The 16,586-nt window shown below is 33.5% G+C and carries 14 protein-coding genes; 3 read left to right on the top strand and 11 right to left on the bottom strand.

Annotated elements, in window-relative coordinates; translation table 11 throughout:
* Window position 1: 1 nt before the first annotated feature.
* Genes ACYU0V_RS18020 through tviB form a run of 11 tightly spaced genes read right to left on the bottom strand, consistent with a single transcriptional unit; the run spans window position 2 to window position 12,346 of the window.
* The gene (locus tag ACYU0V_RS18020) at window positions 2-1,195 is read right to left on the bottom strand and encodes a glycosyltransferase family 4 protein (protein WP_317809822.1); all 1,194 of its coding nucleotides are present in this window, start codon (window positions 1,193-1,195) and stop codon (window positions 2-4) included.
* 11 nt (window positions 1,196-1,206) lie between these two features.
* Window positions 1,207-2,337 (bottom strand): non-hydrolyzing UDP-N-acetylglucosamine 2-epimerase, encoded by a 1,131-nt coding sequence (wecB, locus tag ACYU0V_RS18025; RefSeq protein WP_000734324.1) that lies wholly within the window; start codon window positions 2,335-2,337, stop codon window positions 1,207-1,209.
* A gap of 12 nt (window positions 2,338-2,349) precedes the next feature.
* On the bottom strand, window positions 2,350-3,459 hold the full coding sequence (wbjC, locus tag ACYU0V_RS18030) for a UDP-2-acetamido-2,6-beta-L-arabino-hexul-4-ose reductase (RefSeq protein WP_461848517.1): 1,110 nt from the start codon (window positions 3,457-3,459) through the stop codon (window positions 2,350-2,352).
* Between the two features lie 2 nt (window positions 3,460-3,461).
* Window positions 3,462-4,496, bottom strand: coding sequence for a polysaccharide biosynthesis protein (locus tag ACYU0V_RS18035; RefSeq protein ID WP_461848518.1), 1,035 nt, complete (start codon window positions 4,494-4,496; stop codon window positions 3,462-3,464).
* 2 nt (window positions 4,497-4,498) lie between these two features.
* The gene (locus tag ACYU0V_RS18040) at window positions 4,499-5,791 is read right to left on the bottom strand and encodes an O-antigen polymerase (RefSeq protein ID WP_317809830.1); all 1,293 of its coding nucleotides are present in this window, start codon (window positions 5,789-5,791) and stop codon (window positions 4,499-4,501) included.
* A gap of 1 nt (window position 5,792) precedes the next feature.
* Window positions 5,793-6,884 (bottom strand): glycosyltransferase family protein, encoded by a 1,092-nt coding sequence (locus tag ACYU0V_RS18045; protein WP_317809832.1) that lies wholly within the window; start codon window positions 6,882-6,884, stop codon window positions 5,793-5,795.
* 1 nt (window position 6,885) lies between these two features.
* Window positions 6,886-8,100: a hypothetical protein gene (locus tag ACYU0V_RS18050; RefSeq protein ID WP_317809834.1), complete on the bottom strand. Its 1,215-nt coding sequence runs from the start codon at window positions 8,098-8,100 to the stop codon at window positions 6,886-6,888.
* Window positions 8,087-8,617: an acyltransferase gene (locus tag ACYU0V_RS18055; RefSeq protein WP_158640831.1), complete on the bottom strand. Its 531-nt coding sequence runs from the start codon at window positions 8,615-8,617 to the stop codon at window positions 8,087-8,089. The genes ACYU0V_RS18050 and ACYU0V_RS18055 overlap by 14 nt, the downstream gene beginning before the upstream one ends.
* A 23-nt stretch (window positions 8,618-8,640) precedes the next feature.
* The gene (wecC, locus tag ACYU0V_RS18060) at window positions 8,641-9,897 is read right to left on the bottom strand and encodes a UDP-N-acetyl-D-mannosamine dehydrogenase (RefSeq protein WP_101664279.1); all 1,257 of its coding nucleotides are present in this window, start codon (window positions 9,895-9,897) and stop codon (window positions 8,641-8,643) included.
* 36 nt (window positions 9,898-9,933) lie between these two features.
* Window positions 9,934-11,058 (bottom strand): non-hydrolyzing UDP-N-acetylglucosamine 2-epimerase, encoded by a 1,125-nt coding sequence (gene wecB, locus ACYU0V_RS18065; RefSeq protein ID WP_347747117.1) that lies wholly within the window; start codon window positions 11,056-11,058, stop codon window positions 9,934-9,936.
* A 13-nt stretch (window positions 11,059-11,071) separates the two neighbouring features.
* On the bottom strand, window positions 11,072-12,346 hold the full coding sequence (gene tviB / locus ACYU0V_RS18070) for a Vi polysaccharide biosynthesis UDP-N-acetylglucosamine C-6 dehydrogenase TviB (protein ID WP_101664281.1): 1,275 nt from the start codon (window positions 12,344-12,346) through the stop codon (window positions 11,072-11,074).
* A gap of 355 nt (window positions 12,347-12,701) precedes the next feature.
* Here tviB and ACYU0V_RS18075 point away from each other — a divergent pair, with 355 nt between their 5' ends.
* The 3 genes from ACYU0V_RS18075 to ACYU0V_RS18085 are packed head-to-tail and all read left to right on the top strand — an operon-like array spanning window position 12,702 to window position 16,435.
* Window positions 12,702-13,802: a polysaccharide biosynthesis/export family protein gene (locus ACYU0V_RS18075; RefSeq protein WP_101664282.1), complete on the top strand. Its 1,101-nt coding sequence runs from the start codon at window positions 12,702-12,704 to the stop codon at window positions 13,800-13,802.
* A gap of 2 nt (window positions 13,803-13,804) precedes the next feature.
* Window positions 13,805-14,233, top strand: a complete 429-nt coding sequence (locus ACYU0V_RS18080) for a low molecular weight protein-tyrosine-phosphatase (RefSeq protein ID WP_101664283.1) — start codon at window positions 13,805-13,807, stop codon at window positions 14,231-14,233.
* Window positions 14,234-14,251: 18 nt separating this feature from the next.
* Entirely contained in the window at window positions 14,252-16,435 is a 2,184-nt protein-coding gene (locus tag ACYU0V_RS18085; RefSeq protein ID WP_347747115.1) for a polysaccharide biosynthesis tyrosine autokinase, read from the top strand.
* Window positions 16,436-16,586 lie beyond the last annotated feature (151 nt).

The raw sequence follows: 16,586 nt of genomic DNA on the forward strand, positions 1-16,586 counted from the left end.
ATTACGATTCCACAATGTCAGCAAAACTTTGCAGCAACTTATCCTGATGATAATGATCTTGTAAAATTTGACGTGGTGAATTAGACACTTTGTTCAACTTAGTTTTGCAAATTTCATCAATTAATGACGCTAATCTAACTGGATCATTTGGCTCACAGATCCAGCCAATATTATGTTCTTTAACCATATTAGCCACTTCTGCATCTTCTTCCATAATAGCTAAAATTGGTCTATCAGCAGCCATAGTAAAATAGGCCTTACTAGGAACACCGAGGCCAAGCATGCCTTCTGCTAAAGTTACGATAGCAATATCACATGAGCTCAAACCTAAACTTCGCTGTTGGGCAGCTAACTCTCCAATATAAGCAACTTTATTTTTATTGTTCTCTTCTTCAGCAAACTCTTTTACCAATTGAGCATCATTTCCACCGCCAATAAATAAAAATTTGGCAGATGGATTATTGATTAAGTTTATTGCAGCTAATAAATTAGAGATACCTTGGACACGCCCCATATTTCCAAAAAATTGGAAAACTATATTTTCGTTCCAGCCCAGTGAGCTAATAATTGAAGACTGTTGTTTCTGTCTAACCTCTATTTCAGTGAAATCTACCCAGTTCGGAATCACTGTAATATTATCGCTACCCGTTTTTTGTCTCATTAAGTTTTTCATATCACGGCCAATCACGATCAGATGATCGGCTCTAGAATAGATACGATTAAAAATAAAATTCATTATTTTAAATAAGACAGAATTTTTCTTTAAAATTCCTGCAGGAACTAAATTCTCAGGAAAAACATCATGAACGAGCAAATACCATTTAAATGGAATGAATACCCTTAAAAAAGCTAATAAAACTAGGAGAAAAAGTGGGTTTGTTCCAGAAACAACAACCTTATCCTTAGCTAAGTTTTTTAACAAAATCTTAAAAAAACCAAAAGTTTGCTGTAATTGACCAAGCAATCGCTTAAATAAATTATTTTTATCATAAGAAGCATGTAAAAATAATAAGAAGCCAATCTTGCTACAGAACTTTTTCTGTATTTCCTCACGATCTCCTGAATAAGGCGCTATAACAGATAACTGCTCAACCCCATCGGATTGAGCAAGTTTCTGTATAATCTTATACCAAAAGTATCCTGTAGAATTTTGATCAGGATCAATAAACTCTGAAACAACCAATACTTTTTTCACAGTTTATAACCTTAAAATTGCTTCCAAATCACTCGATTTACATAATCTGTGTAGCTCATAATGATACGCACAACTTTTTCACTTACGTTTGGCATACTATAATCTTCAACTAGACGTAAAAGACGATCTTCACCTCTAGTCTGACCTTCTAAAATTGCTAAACCTTGTAAAATACGTTCCGCTTTTAAACCTACCATCATTACAGCAGCTTCTTCCATTCCTTCTGGACGCTCATGTGCTTGACGTAAGTTAAGTGCCGGGAAGTTTAAAATTGATGATTCTTCGTTAATTGTTCCGCTATCAGACAAAGCGGCTTTTGCTGAAAGCTGTAACTTGTTGTAGTCACTAAAACCAAGTGGTTTTAGTAATTGAATTAAAGGATGAAATTCAACATTTAACTCTTCAATACGCTTACGAGTACGAGGATGTGTAGATACAATCACAGGATATTTATATTTCTCTGCAACTGCATTTAACATCTCTACCAAATCTAAGAAGTTCTGATCTGAGTTAATATTTTCTTCACGATGAGCACTCACAATAAAATATTCATGCTCTTTTAAATTTAAACGTTCAAGAACATCTGAGGCTTCAATTTTTGCTTTGTAATGATGAAGTACCTCAAACATTGGACTACCCGATTTGATTACTAAATCAGCTGGTAACCCTTCCGCTAATAAATAATCACGGGCAATCGTACTGTACGTTAAATTAATATCAGCAGTATGATCAACAATTCGGCGGTTAATTTCTTCAGGAACGCGCATATCAAAACAACGGTTTCCAGCTTCCATGTGGAAAGTTGGAATCTTGCGGCGTTTTGCAGGTAATACTGCCATACAGCTGTTAGTATCACCTAAAACAAGTAAAGCTTCAGGCTTTACCTCATCTAAAATTTTATCCACTGCAATAATGACATTACCAATCGTTTCTGCACCTGTAGCACCAGCTGCATTTAAGAAATGGTCAGGTTTACGGATACCCAAATCAGTAAAGAAAATTTCATTTAATTCATAGTCATAGTTTTGACCAGTATGAACAATAACATGATCAAAATATTCATCACACGCAGCCATTACGCGAGACAAACGGATAATTTCTGGACGTGTGCCCACCACTGTCATTAATTTTAACTTTTTCACAAATCTATACTCTTAATTTGTTATTGGCATCGCATAAGTATCTGGCTTATTACGATCAAAAATTTCATTTGCCCACAGCATCACTATCATCTCATCATCACCGATGTTAGTAATATCATGTGTCCAACCAGGCACTGTTTCTACAATTCTTGGTTCATTACCTTGCGTTTCAAGCTCATAAAATTCACCTGTCACGACATGCTTAAACTTAAATAGGGCCTTACCCTTAATAACAAGAAACTTTTCAGTTTTTGTGTGGTGATAATGACCACCACGAGTAATGCCTGGATGAGCAGTAAAATAAGAAAACTGTCCTGCATCTGGAGTTTTCAGCATTTCAACGAATACGCCGCGGGCATCACCATATTTTGGAACACTATAATCAAATTGCTCAGGTTTAAAAAAACTTAAGTATGTTGAGTAAAGTGCACGAGTAAGACCTGTTCCCACACGGTCAGTAATAAGTGTATCTCTTGATGCTTTAAAGCCATTTAAAACTTTAGCCAAATCACCTACTGTAATTTGATATTCAGGTTCGACTTGGAAAATTTGTTCAACTTGTTGCCCATTCAGAATATTCCAGAATGTTTCCACTACATCGTCGACATACACAAGACGAATCACAGCATTTTCATCGTGAATTTGTAGCGGCAAATCATTTGCAACGTTATAGCAAAAAGTCGCAACAGCTGAATTATAGTTAGGGCGTGACCACTTACCAAAAACGTTGGCTAAACGACAAATATAAACTGGATTACCTTGTGCTTGATTAAGAGCTACCAGTGCCTGCTCACCACCTAACTTACTTTTACCATAAGGATTATCACGCTCAACCTGAATAGAAGACGATAAAATAACAGGCGTTTTCTTATTTGCTTGCTGCAAAATTTGAGCGATCTTTTCCGTTAAAGTGGTATTGCCTTCAGCAAATTCTTCTTCATTTAGAGGGCGATTCACTCCTGCTAAATGTATAATCCAATCAGCAGCTAAAACTGATTGTTCAAACTCTTGATCTGTTGTTTCACGATGAGCTTTTAAAATCTCAATCTCAGGTTTTTCTGATAAAAATTGAATCAAGTTCTTTGCTATAAAGCCATTTGAACCTGTTACTAAGATCTTCATATTTATGCCTCTGGATCTACATATTGTCCTTTAGTCAAAGCTCTTACAAACTCTAACTTAAGTAATAGTTTCTTCATTCCTTCAACATCTAATCGCTCAGTATTATGCGAGTTATAATCATCAAATTCTGTAATCTTTAAGTCACCATCTTCTACGTATTTTTCATAGTTAAGATCGCGTTGGTCTGCCGGCACTCGGAAATAGTCACCTTGGTCGATTGCAACAGCCATTTCTTCACGGCTTAATAAAGCTTCATATGCTTTCTCGCCATGGCGGGTTCCCATAATGGTAATAGGATAATCATTCTCGTTTAGTAATTCTTTTAAGGCCTGAGCTAGAACTTCAATTGTTGCAGCCGGAGCTTTTTGTACAAAAATATCTCCATTTTCACCATGTTCAAAGGCGTACAGAACCAAATCTACCGCATCTTCAAGTGTCATCATGAAGCGAGTCATATTAGGATCGGTAATAGTTAATGGTTTACCTTTACGCATTTGATCAACAAATAAAGGAATTACCGAACCACGTGATGCCATTACATTACCGTATCTGGTACAGCTAATAACAATATCTAAATTTTCTAAATTTCTTGATTTAGCAACAATTACTTTTTCCATCATTGCTTTAGAAATACCCATTGCATTAATTGGGTAAACTGCTTTATCAGTACTTAAACATACTACACGTTTAACGCGGTTCTGAATTGCCGCTTCAAGTACATTTTCTGTCCCAATTACATTGGTTTTTACAGCTTCCATTGGGTGGAATTCGCAAGATGGAACTTGCTTTAAGGCAGCTGCATGGTAAATATAGTCCACACCACGAGTAGCATTTAAAACACTGTTGTAGTCGCGCACATCACCAATATAGAATTTAAGCTTAGATGAATGGTACTTTTTACGCATATCATCTTGCTTTTTTTCATCGCGACTAAAGATTCGAATTTCTTTAATATCTGTTTCTAAAAAACGTTTTAGAACAGCATTACCGAAAGATCCTGTGCCACCAGTAATTAATAAAGTTTTTTCACTGAACATTTTTACCTCAATATACGTATTTTAAAAAAGATTGCTGCAATCAATATAGGAAGTATCATAAAGATAATTCTACTTAAGAAACCCAAAAATTCGCTATATAGCATTAAAGTAGAAATACATATAGCTAAAATCACGCCTGATAAGGCTAATAATAAATTATTAGATTTAATTAGTTTCTTAACGATTAATTTTAAAATAAAAGCGAAAATAATTACAAAAACGATTGAAAAGATAAAATTAAAATTTATTAATGCTTCTGTAACCAATCCAGTTGTTAATGAAGAGTTACCCTCTTGACCGGGTATATAACTGCCGGGATAAATAAAATTTTTCAATCTAGGGCCTGCACCTAAAGGTTTATCAAGCCAAACAAATCTAGGTATAAAGTTAGTAAAAGCAGCTAAATAAGTAACACCATATTGATAATCATATGTATTACTAACTAACCAAAGAATATTCTCATGGTTACCAAAAGCTCCATTGAATGATTCAACAAAATCTTTAAATGAGGTAGACTCTTTCTCGCCTCCTTGAAATCCACTACTTCTTTGTTGGCCAACATAGTGCAATAGGTAAAATACAATACTCACACAAAAACCAATAAAAACTTTAAATAAAAAAGAAATATTTTTCTTTTTTAAAATAAAATATAAAGAAGATAAAACTACTAAAATAACAAAAATTGAATTTCTATTCCCTGTAATAGAATAGTAAAAAACTGTATAAATAAAAGATATTAAAAAAGCAAACTTAAAAATACCCCCCCATTTTGTTGAAGGCGATATATAAATTCCTATAAAAAATAAAATTGCAGAAACATAAACCCAATCAGATAAAAGCATCTTATACGCCTCTCCATAACCAAAAGAGATCCTATCTGACAAATAAACATCCAAACCCATTGAAAAAATATCAAGCAAATTTGATATTGTAAAAAAAGAGCCAATTAAAAAAATAAAAAAAGAAAATATAAAATATTTAAAAACAAAATTTTCTTGAACTTTAATTTGACTAAAGCTTGGCATAGTTATATTAAAAATAGAAAAGAAAGACACAAAAATAAAAAAAGAAACAAATAAAGATAAAATAAAATCAAAATCAGTATAAATTACAGGGTATCTAAAAAAATCAACTTCTTTTTGCAAAATAGGCATTAGAATATGAATTAAAAAAAAGAAAATACTGCCTAAACAAATCGTATTTCTAAAGAAAAAACTAATTCCTTGACCCTTCAAGGAATTAGCAAAAAAAGTTATTAAAATTAGAAATACTATGATATAGAAAGTATAAACCATGCTATATACCTACTTTACTAAAAAGGGTTCTCAACTGCTCTTCAAAGCACTTTATTTGATTAGATAAAAAAGCCATCCTCTCACGCAGATAAAAAGTATTTGTATTATTTATTTGAATGATAAGCTCTTTAGTTTCATTATAAGGAACAGATATACAACATCCATTATCTTTAATAAACTTAGCTGTAACAACCTCGCTATTAACAATAATAGGAGTATTCATTTCTATGGCATCTCCCCATTTATTTGATTCAGCAAAACGATTAATATAAATAGCTGGATCATAATAAGTTAGTACAAAATCAGAAACTCTATAGAGGCTCAAAGCATCAATTGAAGATAATTCCCCTACATACAGTACATTCTCTAAAAAAGAAAGCTTATCAATATAATCAGAATCTGACTTCCCAGCAATTAACAACCCAATATTTTTTTGTTTTGCAAGATGTAAAACTTGAGCCATACCTCTAGTTTTAGTTAACCACCCATTAATATAAATTACTTTCTCAAATCTATTTCTAAAATTTAATATATTTTCTGAAATATCTATTTCTTTTGCTTTTTGTACTTCTTTTTTTTCAGGCGTATTTTTTAATATAAACATTTTTTTTGTTTTAAACTCGTAACGTTCAAAACATGGAATAATATGCAATAAGCTTACTGAAGAAGCTAAATACTCAAAATAACGAACAATCCTTATAAATTTGCTATTTTGATTAAACAAATAACTAAAACGATCTGCATCATCAAAAATAACTTTAAAACCTTTTATTTTAGAAACTATTAAAGCAGGTAAAGTAGATTCAAAACCTAATACCCACACCACATCACCTTTTTTAAAAGATAAACATAATTTTAAAACACTAAAAAACCATATAATATACATTAATCTTGCTTTTTTATTAACATAACCACCTCCAGAAAGAATAAATTTTCTTTGATATAATTCATCATCATATTCAATTTCATTATTTTCGCGATTCCAACCAAAAAAATAAGTTTTTTCATTTAAGGAACTTTTAAAATCAATTAGTTTTTTTAGCCTAATCCTCTTCTTTGCACAAGGCAAAGGTGCTATTACTTTAAAACTCATATTAGGCCTCACTTTTTAATTTACTTAAACTTAAATGGACAAAATAATTTGACAGAATCAATTTGAATAACCAATGCACAGACATTAAACACATTAAAACATATACTATTTTTTTGCTATCATTTTGTAACAACAATGAAAATATAACAATATATATAATAACAGCAGTAAATGTATAAAAAGATGATTTCATTAAAACTTTTTCTGAACCAAAAACTCCTAAACATAATGAAGGTAATATATATATAACTCTAAAAAAAGTCATAAAAAGTGTCAAAAGCCATAAAATAGGATCAAATTCAAGTTCTTTAAAAAAAATAGGTTTTAAAAATACAATAATTACAGAATTAATTAATAAAGTTACAACTGAAAGCAAAATCAAATACTTAAAATAATAATAATAATTCTCTAAATTAAAATTTTTATTATTTCTTACTAGCGGTCCTAAATAAAAACCTACAAAACTGATTGCAGCTAAAGCTAGAGAAGCATATAAAGTAATGTAAGTAAAAATATCTGCAGACAATCTCGATCTGTGAAATAAATTTATTAAAAATTGTTCACCATAATTTGCCATAACTAAACTAATATTATGTACAAAAAAATAAAATCCTAAAATAAAAAAACTTACTCTTTCCTTAGTGGTCACTTTTTCTGAGCTTATATCGTTTTTATTAATTAAAAAAAATTTAAATATCATAAGAATAAAAAAAGATAACACTATACTACTAAAATAAATATTTAATATATTCTCCTTCATCTTTAAAACAATTATAATAAAAAGTACAGCAAATAGAAAAAGTTTCCATAAATTAGTATACAACTGAGATATTAGTAACTTACCTTGTCCTCTCCAGTACGAAGCCTCAAACAAAAAAGTTGAATAAAAAACAAGAATAAAAAAGCATAATATTGTTTCAAAGACACTATGCAAATATAAGAATAAAAAGAAAGAAGAAACAGCTGACAAAAATATACTTTGAAGCCAAAATTGTTTTTTAATTTCTATATAGTAAGAAGCCTCTCTCAATAATAGTTGATCAAAACCAAAAATACATAATCCACCTAAAACGAATATTACTGACTTGAAAAAAGCCCATTGTGAAACACTATCATGGCTAAATGAGCTAACCACTATTAAATCTGATAATGTTAACCCTCCTACACTAATTAAATAAATTAAAAGTGATAGAGTGAGGTCTTTATTTATTTTCATCAACTACTCTGGTGCCAATTTTTTTAGCTGGATTTCCTGCATAAATTCCATATGGTTCAGTATTTTTAGTCAAAACTGAACCTGCAGCTACAATACTTCCCTCGGCAATACAAGAAACAGACTCTAAAATTATTGAATTTGAACCGATCCAAGCATAATCTTCAATTAAAAGAGAAGAATATTTTATAGGATTTTTATTCCAATCTTTAAATTCGCCATGTACATTATGATTATGAGTAAAAATTTTTACATTTTGTGAAATTGCGACCGAGTTTTGAATTTCAACCCCTCCTGAAAAATCTATATAAGCATATTCACCAATATGTACATCATTTCCTACTTTAAAAAAAGTATTATCATGTGGATGAGCTTTTACAATTTTCACATATTCCGCAACATATAAAAGAGGAGTGTTAAAATACTTTCTGTAAGCCCACCACCTTAAGTTTCTTAGTAATTGAGAAGAAAAAATTTGATTCTTCGTTAGCAATATCACTATTTTATAAATAATATTCATTTAATTATTACCATTCCTTTTTACTAAATATGCACAGCAGATATTAAGTATTTTTTATTTAGAAGATTAATCTGTTCTTTAAACTCTCTATGCCCAACTAAAATTAAATGAATATTTGCTTTAGTACAAAATTGTATATTACTTAAATGAATGTTTTTTGATAATCCTTCAGGTAATTCATTTATATTAGGTTCTATCGCTAATATATTTAACCCCTGTTCAGCCAATTTTTTAGTAATCTCTAATGCTGGGCTCTCACGAAGATCATCAATATCAGGTTTAAAAGCTAAGCCATAGCAAGCAATCGTTACATCTTGAATTGTCTTATTTGGGTTAGCTTGTAAAAATTCGGTAATTTTAATTTTAACTTGATCGATGACCCATTCAGGTTTTGCATCATTTACTTCACGTGCGGTACGAATCAATCGCGCCTGTTCTGGTGTTTTAGCCACAATAAACCATGGATCAACAGCAATACAGTGTCCACCTACACCAGGGCCTGGTTGTAAAATATTTACTCGAGGATGACGATTTGCGAGAGAGATTAACTCCCAAACATTAATATCTAACTTATCACAAATAATAGACAGCTCATTTGCAAAGGCAATATTAACATCTCGGAAAGAGTTTTCTGTTAATTTACACATTTCTGCAGTACGCGCATTTGTTTCTATACACTCACCTTTCACAAAGGTTTTGTATAGCTCACAAGCTGCTTTTGAACAGCGCGGCGTCATACCACCGATGATACGGTCATTACTAATCAGTTCTTGCAAAACCTTACCTGGTAATACTCGTTCTGGGCAGTGTGCTACTAAAATATCTGCCTCTTCACCTTTTTGTTGAGGAAAACTTAAGTCGGGGCGAGCTTCGCTCAACCAAGCTGACATTTGTTCAGTTGCTTCTACAGGTGAGGTAGACTCAAGAATAACGAGATTACCTTTTTTCAAAAAAGGAGCTAAGGCTTTGGAAGCTGCTTCAATATATTTTAAATCAGGTTGATAGTCATCTTTAAAAGGAGTAGGAACTGCAACTATATATGCATCAGCTTCTAATGGAGTAGTTTGAGCAGATAACTTACCTTGTGCAACCACATCACGCACTAATGCATCTAAGTCAGGTTCAACAATGTGCACTTTTCCTTGGTTAATCATATCTACGGCATGTTGATTGACATCCACACCAGTAACTTTTATTCCATGTGCTGCAAAAGTTGCTGCTGTTGGTAAACCAATATAACCTAAACCTATAACACAGATATGTTTAAATGACTTATTCATATTCAATACTTTAAATTAAAATAAAATAATAAAAAATTAATTTCTTCTTAAGAAATCAATAATTTGCTGACAAGATGTACCATCACCATAAGGATTATGTGCAGCAGCCATAGCATTATATACTGAGCTATTTTCCAATAGCTCCGATACTGATTTTTCAATTGTACTCACATCAGTACCAACTAAACGCACAGTGCCCGCGTCAACAGCTTCTGGTCGTTCAGTAGTATCACGCATAACCAAGACAGGTTTTCCAAGAGAAGGAGCCTCTTCTTGAATCCCCCCTGAGTCAGTTAAGATGAGATAACTACGGTTCATTAAATACACAAATGGCAAATAATCTTGTGGTTGAATTAAAAAGATATTATCTATACCTGATAGCAATTCATTTACAGGTTTTTGTACATTCGGGTTCAAATGGACTGGATATACAATTTGGATGTCACTATATTTTTTTGCAAGATTCGCTAATGCAGTGCAAATATTTAAAAAACCTTGACCAAAATTTTCACGTCTATGGCCTGTAACTAAAACTAGCTTTCTATTTTTATCAAGAAATTTAAATTCTTGCTCGAACTTATGAATTAAAGCTTCATCTTGTTCAACCTTATCTTTTACTTGTAATAGTGCATCAATAACCGTGTTCCCAGTCACAATAACTGTTTCAGGATCTACATTCTCTTTTACCAAATTTGCATAAGAGGATTGTGTAGGAGCAAAATGATAGTTTGCTAAAACCCCTGTAAGCTGACGATTTGCCTCTTCAGGCCATGGTGAGTAAAGATCCCCTGTTCGCAGGCCAGCTTCAACGTGACCAATTTTAATTTTATGATAATAGCCTGCCAATGAAGCTGCAAAAGTTGTTGCCGTATCTCCATGAACAAGAATTACATCTGGCAACCACTCTTCAAAAACTTGCTCCAAACCTTTTAGCACCCCTGAAGTAACATCAGATAGTGTTTGACCGGGCTTCATTAAATTTAAATCAAAATCTGGTTCTAAATTAAAGAGCTCTAAAACCTGATCCAGCATTTGGCGATGTTGTCCAGTTACACAAACTTTAGTCTCGAAGTCTTCAATATTTTGCTGTAATTTTAAGGCTAATGGCGCCATTTTTATTGCTTCTGGTCTTGTTCCAAATACCAATAAAACTCTCTTCACCTGAACTAATTCCTTATAACCGTATAGATGATTCTTGTTGATCTAATACATATTTCAAATCATAAAGTACATGATTGGCTTTACCTAATGCGTGAAACTCTTGCGCAGTCATTGCTTTAAACTGATCATGAGCGACAGCAATAACGACCGCATCATACACACCTTGCTTCAATTCTTTAACTGGTGCTAAACCATATTCGTGTTGGACTTCTGTATCATCGACCCATGGATCATATATATCTAAATCCAAATCGTATTCTTTAAGGGCCTTAATAAAGTCGATAATTTTTGTATTGCGAATATCTGGACAGTTTTCTTTAAAACTGAGACCCAATACTAATATGCGGGCACCAACAACTTGAATTCGACGCTTTACCATTTCTTTAATGAGTTGAGTCGCCACATATTCCCCCATACGATCATTTAAGCGGCGAGCTGCTAAAATGATTTCCGGATGCAGTCCAATAGATTGAGCTTTATGGGTTAAATAATATGGGTCCACCCCAATACAGTGTCCACCTACTAAGCCTGGTCGAAAAGGTAAGAAATTCCACTTTGTTCCAGCTGCTTTAAGCACATCTTCTGTATCTATACCCAATTTATTAAAAATAAGGGCTAATTCATTAATAAGAGCAATATTGACATCACGTTGTGTATTTTCAATAACTTTAGCAGCTTCTGCTACTTTTATATTCGGTGCTTTATGAGTTCCTGCTTCAATAATCAGATTGTATACTTCATCAACATAATCAGCTACTTCAGATGTCGATCCTGAAGTGATTTTTAAAATATTCGTTACCCGGTGAAGCTTATCACCAGGATTAATACGCTCTGGACTATAACCTGCAAAAAAGTCTTTATTAAACTTTAGCCCTGAAACCTTTTCCAAAACAGGAATGCAAACTTCTTCTGTGGCACCTGGGTAAACTGTCGACTCATAAACTACAATATCACCTTTTTTAAGCACCTGACCAATACTAGTCGATGCTTTAATTAAAGGTGTGAGATCCGGTTGTTTAAAATCATCAATCGGTGTTGGAACGGTAACAATAAAAAAGTTACTGTCTTTTAAATCACTCAAATCAGCGGTATAGCTTAATTGCACCGCCTGTTGCAATTCTTGTGTAGACACTTCTAAGGTATGATCTTTACCGCTTTTGAGCTCATCAATACGTTTTTGATAAATATCAAAACCAACTACGGGTACTTTTTTCCCAAACTCAACTGCCAATGGCAGGCCTACATAGCCCAACCCAATAATTGCTATTTTTAAATTGGCAATTTGCATATAAACGAGCCTTTTTCCTTAGAGTTTATATCTAATAAATCATGCTTTTGGCACTTACAATGCAACGTACTATATCAGATTTTAAGTGAGCACCGCATACCAATTGTATAAATGTGTTTACTACACTTAGAAGTAGAATTTATTAGTTTAGCTAAAACAGTACATTTTTAATATTTCTGATTAATGACTCTAGTCTAAAAGGACAACTCAGATAAACTAAACATACAAAGCTATACGATTTTTCGATGTTTTTTCATTTCTTTTCAGCTAGAATCTGTTCAGCCTGCGTTTAATAGACACTTGTTACTATGCAGTGGACAATATCAATTAAAGATAAATACACAAAGGGTCGCGTGTGAAGTATTGCCAGTTTTTTTCTGTTCTTGCCTTAAGTTTAAGTGCTGCTAGTTGTGCAGTTACTTCCGGTTTACAAACTTATGATATTCCGAGTGAAGGAGTTTATAAAACCGACCTTGGAACTACGGTTAATGTGGTTAAAATTTCACAAGAAACATTACCAGCTATACAACCTGCTCAAGTTGACTATCAACGTGACTATGCAACCTTATTTAAGAACCAACAGCCTATATACCGTTTAAGTTCTGGTGATATTCTATCTATTCAACTTTGGGCTTATCCTGAAATTACTCCGCCTGTAAATAGCATTACTAGCGACCAATCCATTCAAGCCAATGGTTATCCAATTGATCAGGCTGGTTATATTCAATTTCCATTAGTAGGGCGCTACAAAGCTGCCGGAAAGACATTAGCCCAAGTCAATAAAGAACTTCATAATCAGCTTGCCCGCTTCTTAAAGAATCCAGATGTCGTCGTAAGAGTTTTATCTTATGAAGGTCAGCGCTTTTCTGTTCAAGGCAGCGTCATAAAGGGTGGTCAGTTCTACTTAAGTGATCAACCAGTTAGTGTATACGCAGCTCTAGGTCTTGCTGGAGGAGTAACTGATAAAGGTGATAATACCTATATCCAACTTATTCGTAATGGAAAAACCTATAATCTAAATACGATTGATTTAGAAAAAGCGGGCTACTCTTTACATAAACTTTTAGTGCAACCAAATGACACAATTTATGTCAGTACCCGAGAAAACCAGAAAATTTATGTCATGGGTGAATCTGGTAAGAATCAAGCTTTACCAATGCGTGATCAAGGTATGACTTTAAGCGATGCTCTAGGTGAAAGTCTAGGTTTAAACCCCTTATCTGCTAGTGCTAGTCGCATTTATGTATTGCGTACTAATCCAAATGACAGAACAACTGAGCTCTACCATTTAAACTTAATAAGTATTGGTGACTTTGGTTTAGCTAACCAGTTTAAATTACGTAGTAACGATATTGTCTATGTAGATGCTACAGGCTTAACGCGTTGGCAGCGTGTGGTCAATCAAATTATTCCATTCTCAAGTGCGTTATATAACATAGACCGTTTGGGACAATAATTATGCAATTTAAGAATATTTTGGTGGTCTGCATTGGAAATATTTGCCGAAGCCCCATGGCTGAATATTTCTTAAAAAAGCAATACCCACAGCTCAATATCGAATCTGCAGGCATTTCTGGACTTATTGGCCATCAAGCAGATGAAAAGGCCCAACTTTGCATGCAACGTTTAGGCATTGATATGCAACCACATGTAGCCCGTAAGCTAAATGCTGAACATATTAAAAGAGCTGACCTTATTTTAGTCATGAGTCACAACCAGCAAAAACATATTGAACAGACCTGGCCTTTTGCAAAAGGTAAAACCTATCGCTTAGGTCATTGGCAAAATAAAAATGTGCCTGACCCTTATCAACATGATCAGGCTATTTTTGATGAAACCTGCCAACTTATTCAACAGTGCATTGCTGACTGGAAACCTTATATTTAACATTCAGATTTTAAGCTTATGAACCAAAATACCAATACCGAAGATACAATTGATTTAAAGGAATTATTTTTTTCACTGATTGCTCAGTGGAAACTAATTGCACTCTGCATTATTTTAAGCCTTGTATGTGCACTACTTTATTTACGCGTAACACCAGATACTTATTCGGTGGATGCTTTGGTTCAAGTTGAAGACAGTAAAGGGGCTTCTGCTGCCCTTTTAGGTGACCTATCTGAAATGATCGAGCAAAAGTCTCCAGCTCAAGCTGAAATTGAAATTCTAAAATCACGTTTGGTATTGGGTTCAGTCATTAAAGACTTGCATCTTGATATACAAGTTTCAAGCACTGAAAATACTTTTACTCATCGCTTATTAAATAATACTGAATATAAAACCGAGTACACTAAAAAATCAGTTTTATTTAAAGATGATTTTAAAAGCTTTGAAATTCGTGACTTTGAAGTACCTGCCTATTACTTGGATAAAGATTTACTGCTGAATTTTGATAAACAGTCTCTAAATGTAATTGACCTAGACACAGATAGAGTTCTCTTAACTGTTCCTATTAATCAGATTAATCAAGTAACGGGGCCATATGGTCTTTGGAAAGTCACTATTTTTACTAAAGATCGCTTAGAATCAAAGTATAATATTAAAAAACTATCTATCCCCGCGGCTGTAGAGGTTATACGTTCAAATTATTCAGTAGCTGAACGTGGTAAATTAACAGGTATTCTTGGTTTAAATTATCAAGGACATGACAAAGAGCATATTACTCAAGTCTTAAATTCAATCTTAGTAACTTACGGTGCCCAAAATGTTGAACGCCGTTCTGCAGAATCTGCTCAGACTTTAAAATTCTTGGATGAACAGCTTCCAGATTTGAAAAAACAATTAGACGATGCTGAACGTCAATTCAACAAATTCCGCCAACAGTACAACACTGTTGATGTTACTAAAGAATCAGAACTATATTTAACGCAAAGTATCACTTTAGAAACGAAGAAAGCTGAGCTTGAACAAAAGCAGGCAGAAATGGCGGCAAAATATACCGCTGAACATCCTGCAATGCGTGAAATTAATGGCCAAATTACTGCTATTAATAAACAAATTGGTGAACTCAACAGTACTTTGAAGCAACTACCAGATGTACAACGCCAATACTTACAGCTGTATCGTGAAGTAGAGGTTAAAACCCAGCTCTACACAGCCCTGCTCAACTCTTACCAACAGCTCCGTATTGCCAAAGCCGGTGAAATTGGGAATGTTCGTATTGTAGATACTGCTGTTGAGCCAGTTGAGCCAATTAAACCTAAAAAGTTACAAGTCCTTATTTTATCTTTATTCTTAGGCGGTTTTATAGGAACATTAATTGCCTTATTACGTAATATGTTACGTACGGGTATTAAAGATTCTGGCCAAATTGAAAATGAACTAGATTTGCCTGTTTATGCAACAGTTCCACGCTCTCCAATACAAGAAAGTCGTATCAAGATTTTAAAGAAGAAGAAGAGTATTCCTATTCTTGCAGTTAAAAATAGTGATGATATTGCAATTGAAAGCTTACGTAGTATCCGTACCGCGATTCACTTTGCATTAGCAAATGCAAAAAATAATATCATCATGATTGCAGGACCTTCTCCAGAAGTAGGTAAATCGTTTATTTCGACCAACCTTGCAACAATTTTTGCACAAGGCGATAAACGTGTACTACTCATTGACGCCGATATGCGTCGTGGTTATATGCATAAATACTTCGATGTTGATGTAAAACCAGGTCTTTCTGAATTGTTAAGTGGACAAGCTGATCTACAAAAAGTATTACACAAAACTCCTGTAGCAAACCTTGATGTGATTACTCGTGGTAAGAGCCCGACAAATCCTTCAGAGATTTTAAGCTCTAACCAATTTAAAGAACTACTTGAACAGCTACAAAGTCAATATGACCACATCATTATCGATACTCCACCAGTACTTGCGGTAACCGATGGCATTATTATTTCGCAATATACTGGTGTGAACTTAATTGTTGCGCGTTATGCTAAGTCGCAAATGAAAGAGCTTGAATTAACCCTTAATCGCTTTGAACAAGCAGGTGTTAAGGTCAACGGCTTCATTCTTAACGACATTCAACGTGCTAGTGCGGGCTACGGTTATGGTTACAACTATGCCTATGCTTATAAAGCACAAAAAGAAGATTAATCGTAAAGTGATAAGAGAACCGGATCAAATGATCCGGTTTTTTTATTTAAGATTTTTTTAAGTCTATTCCTACTAAAACTAACTAAAATATATAAAAAACCACTCGTTTTTTTTCTTAAACATTCTATGCTTAAGCATGCTAAGATCAAAA

Source organism: Acinetobacter sp. X9 (assembly GCF_054889255.1).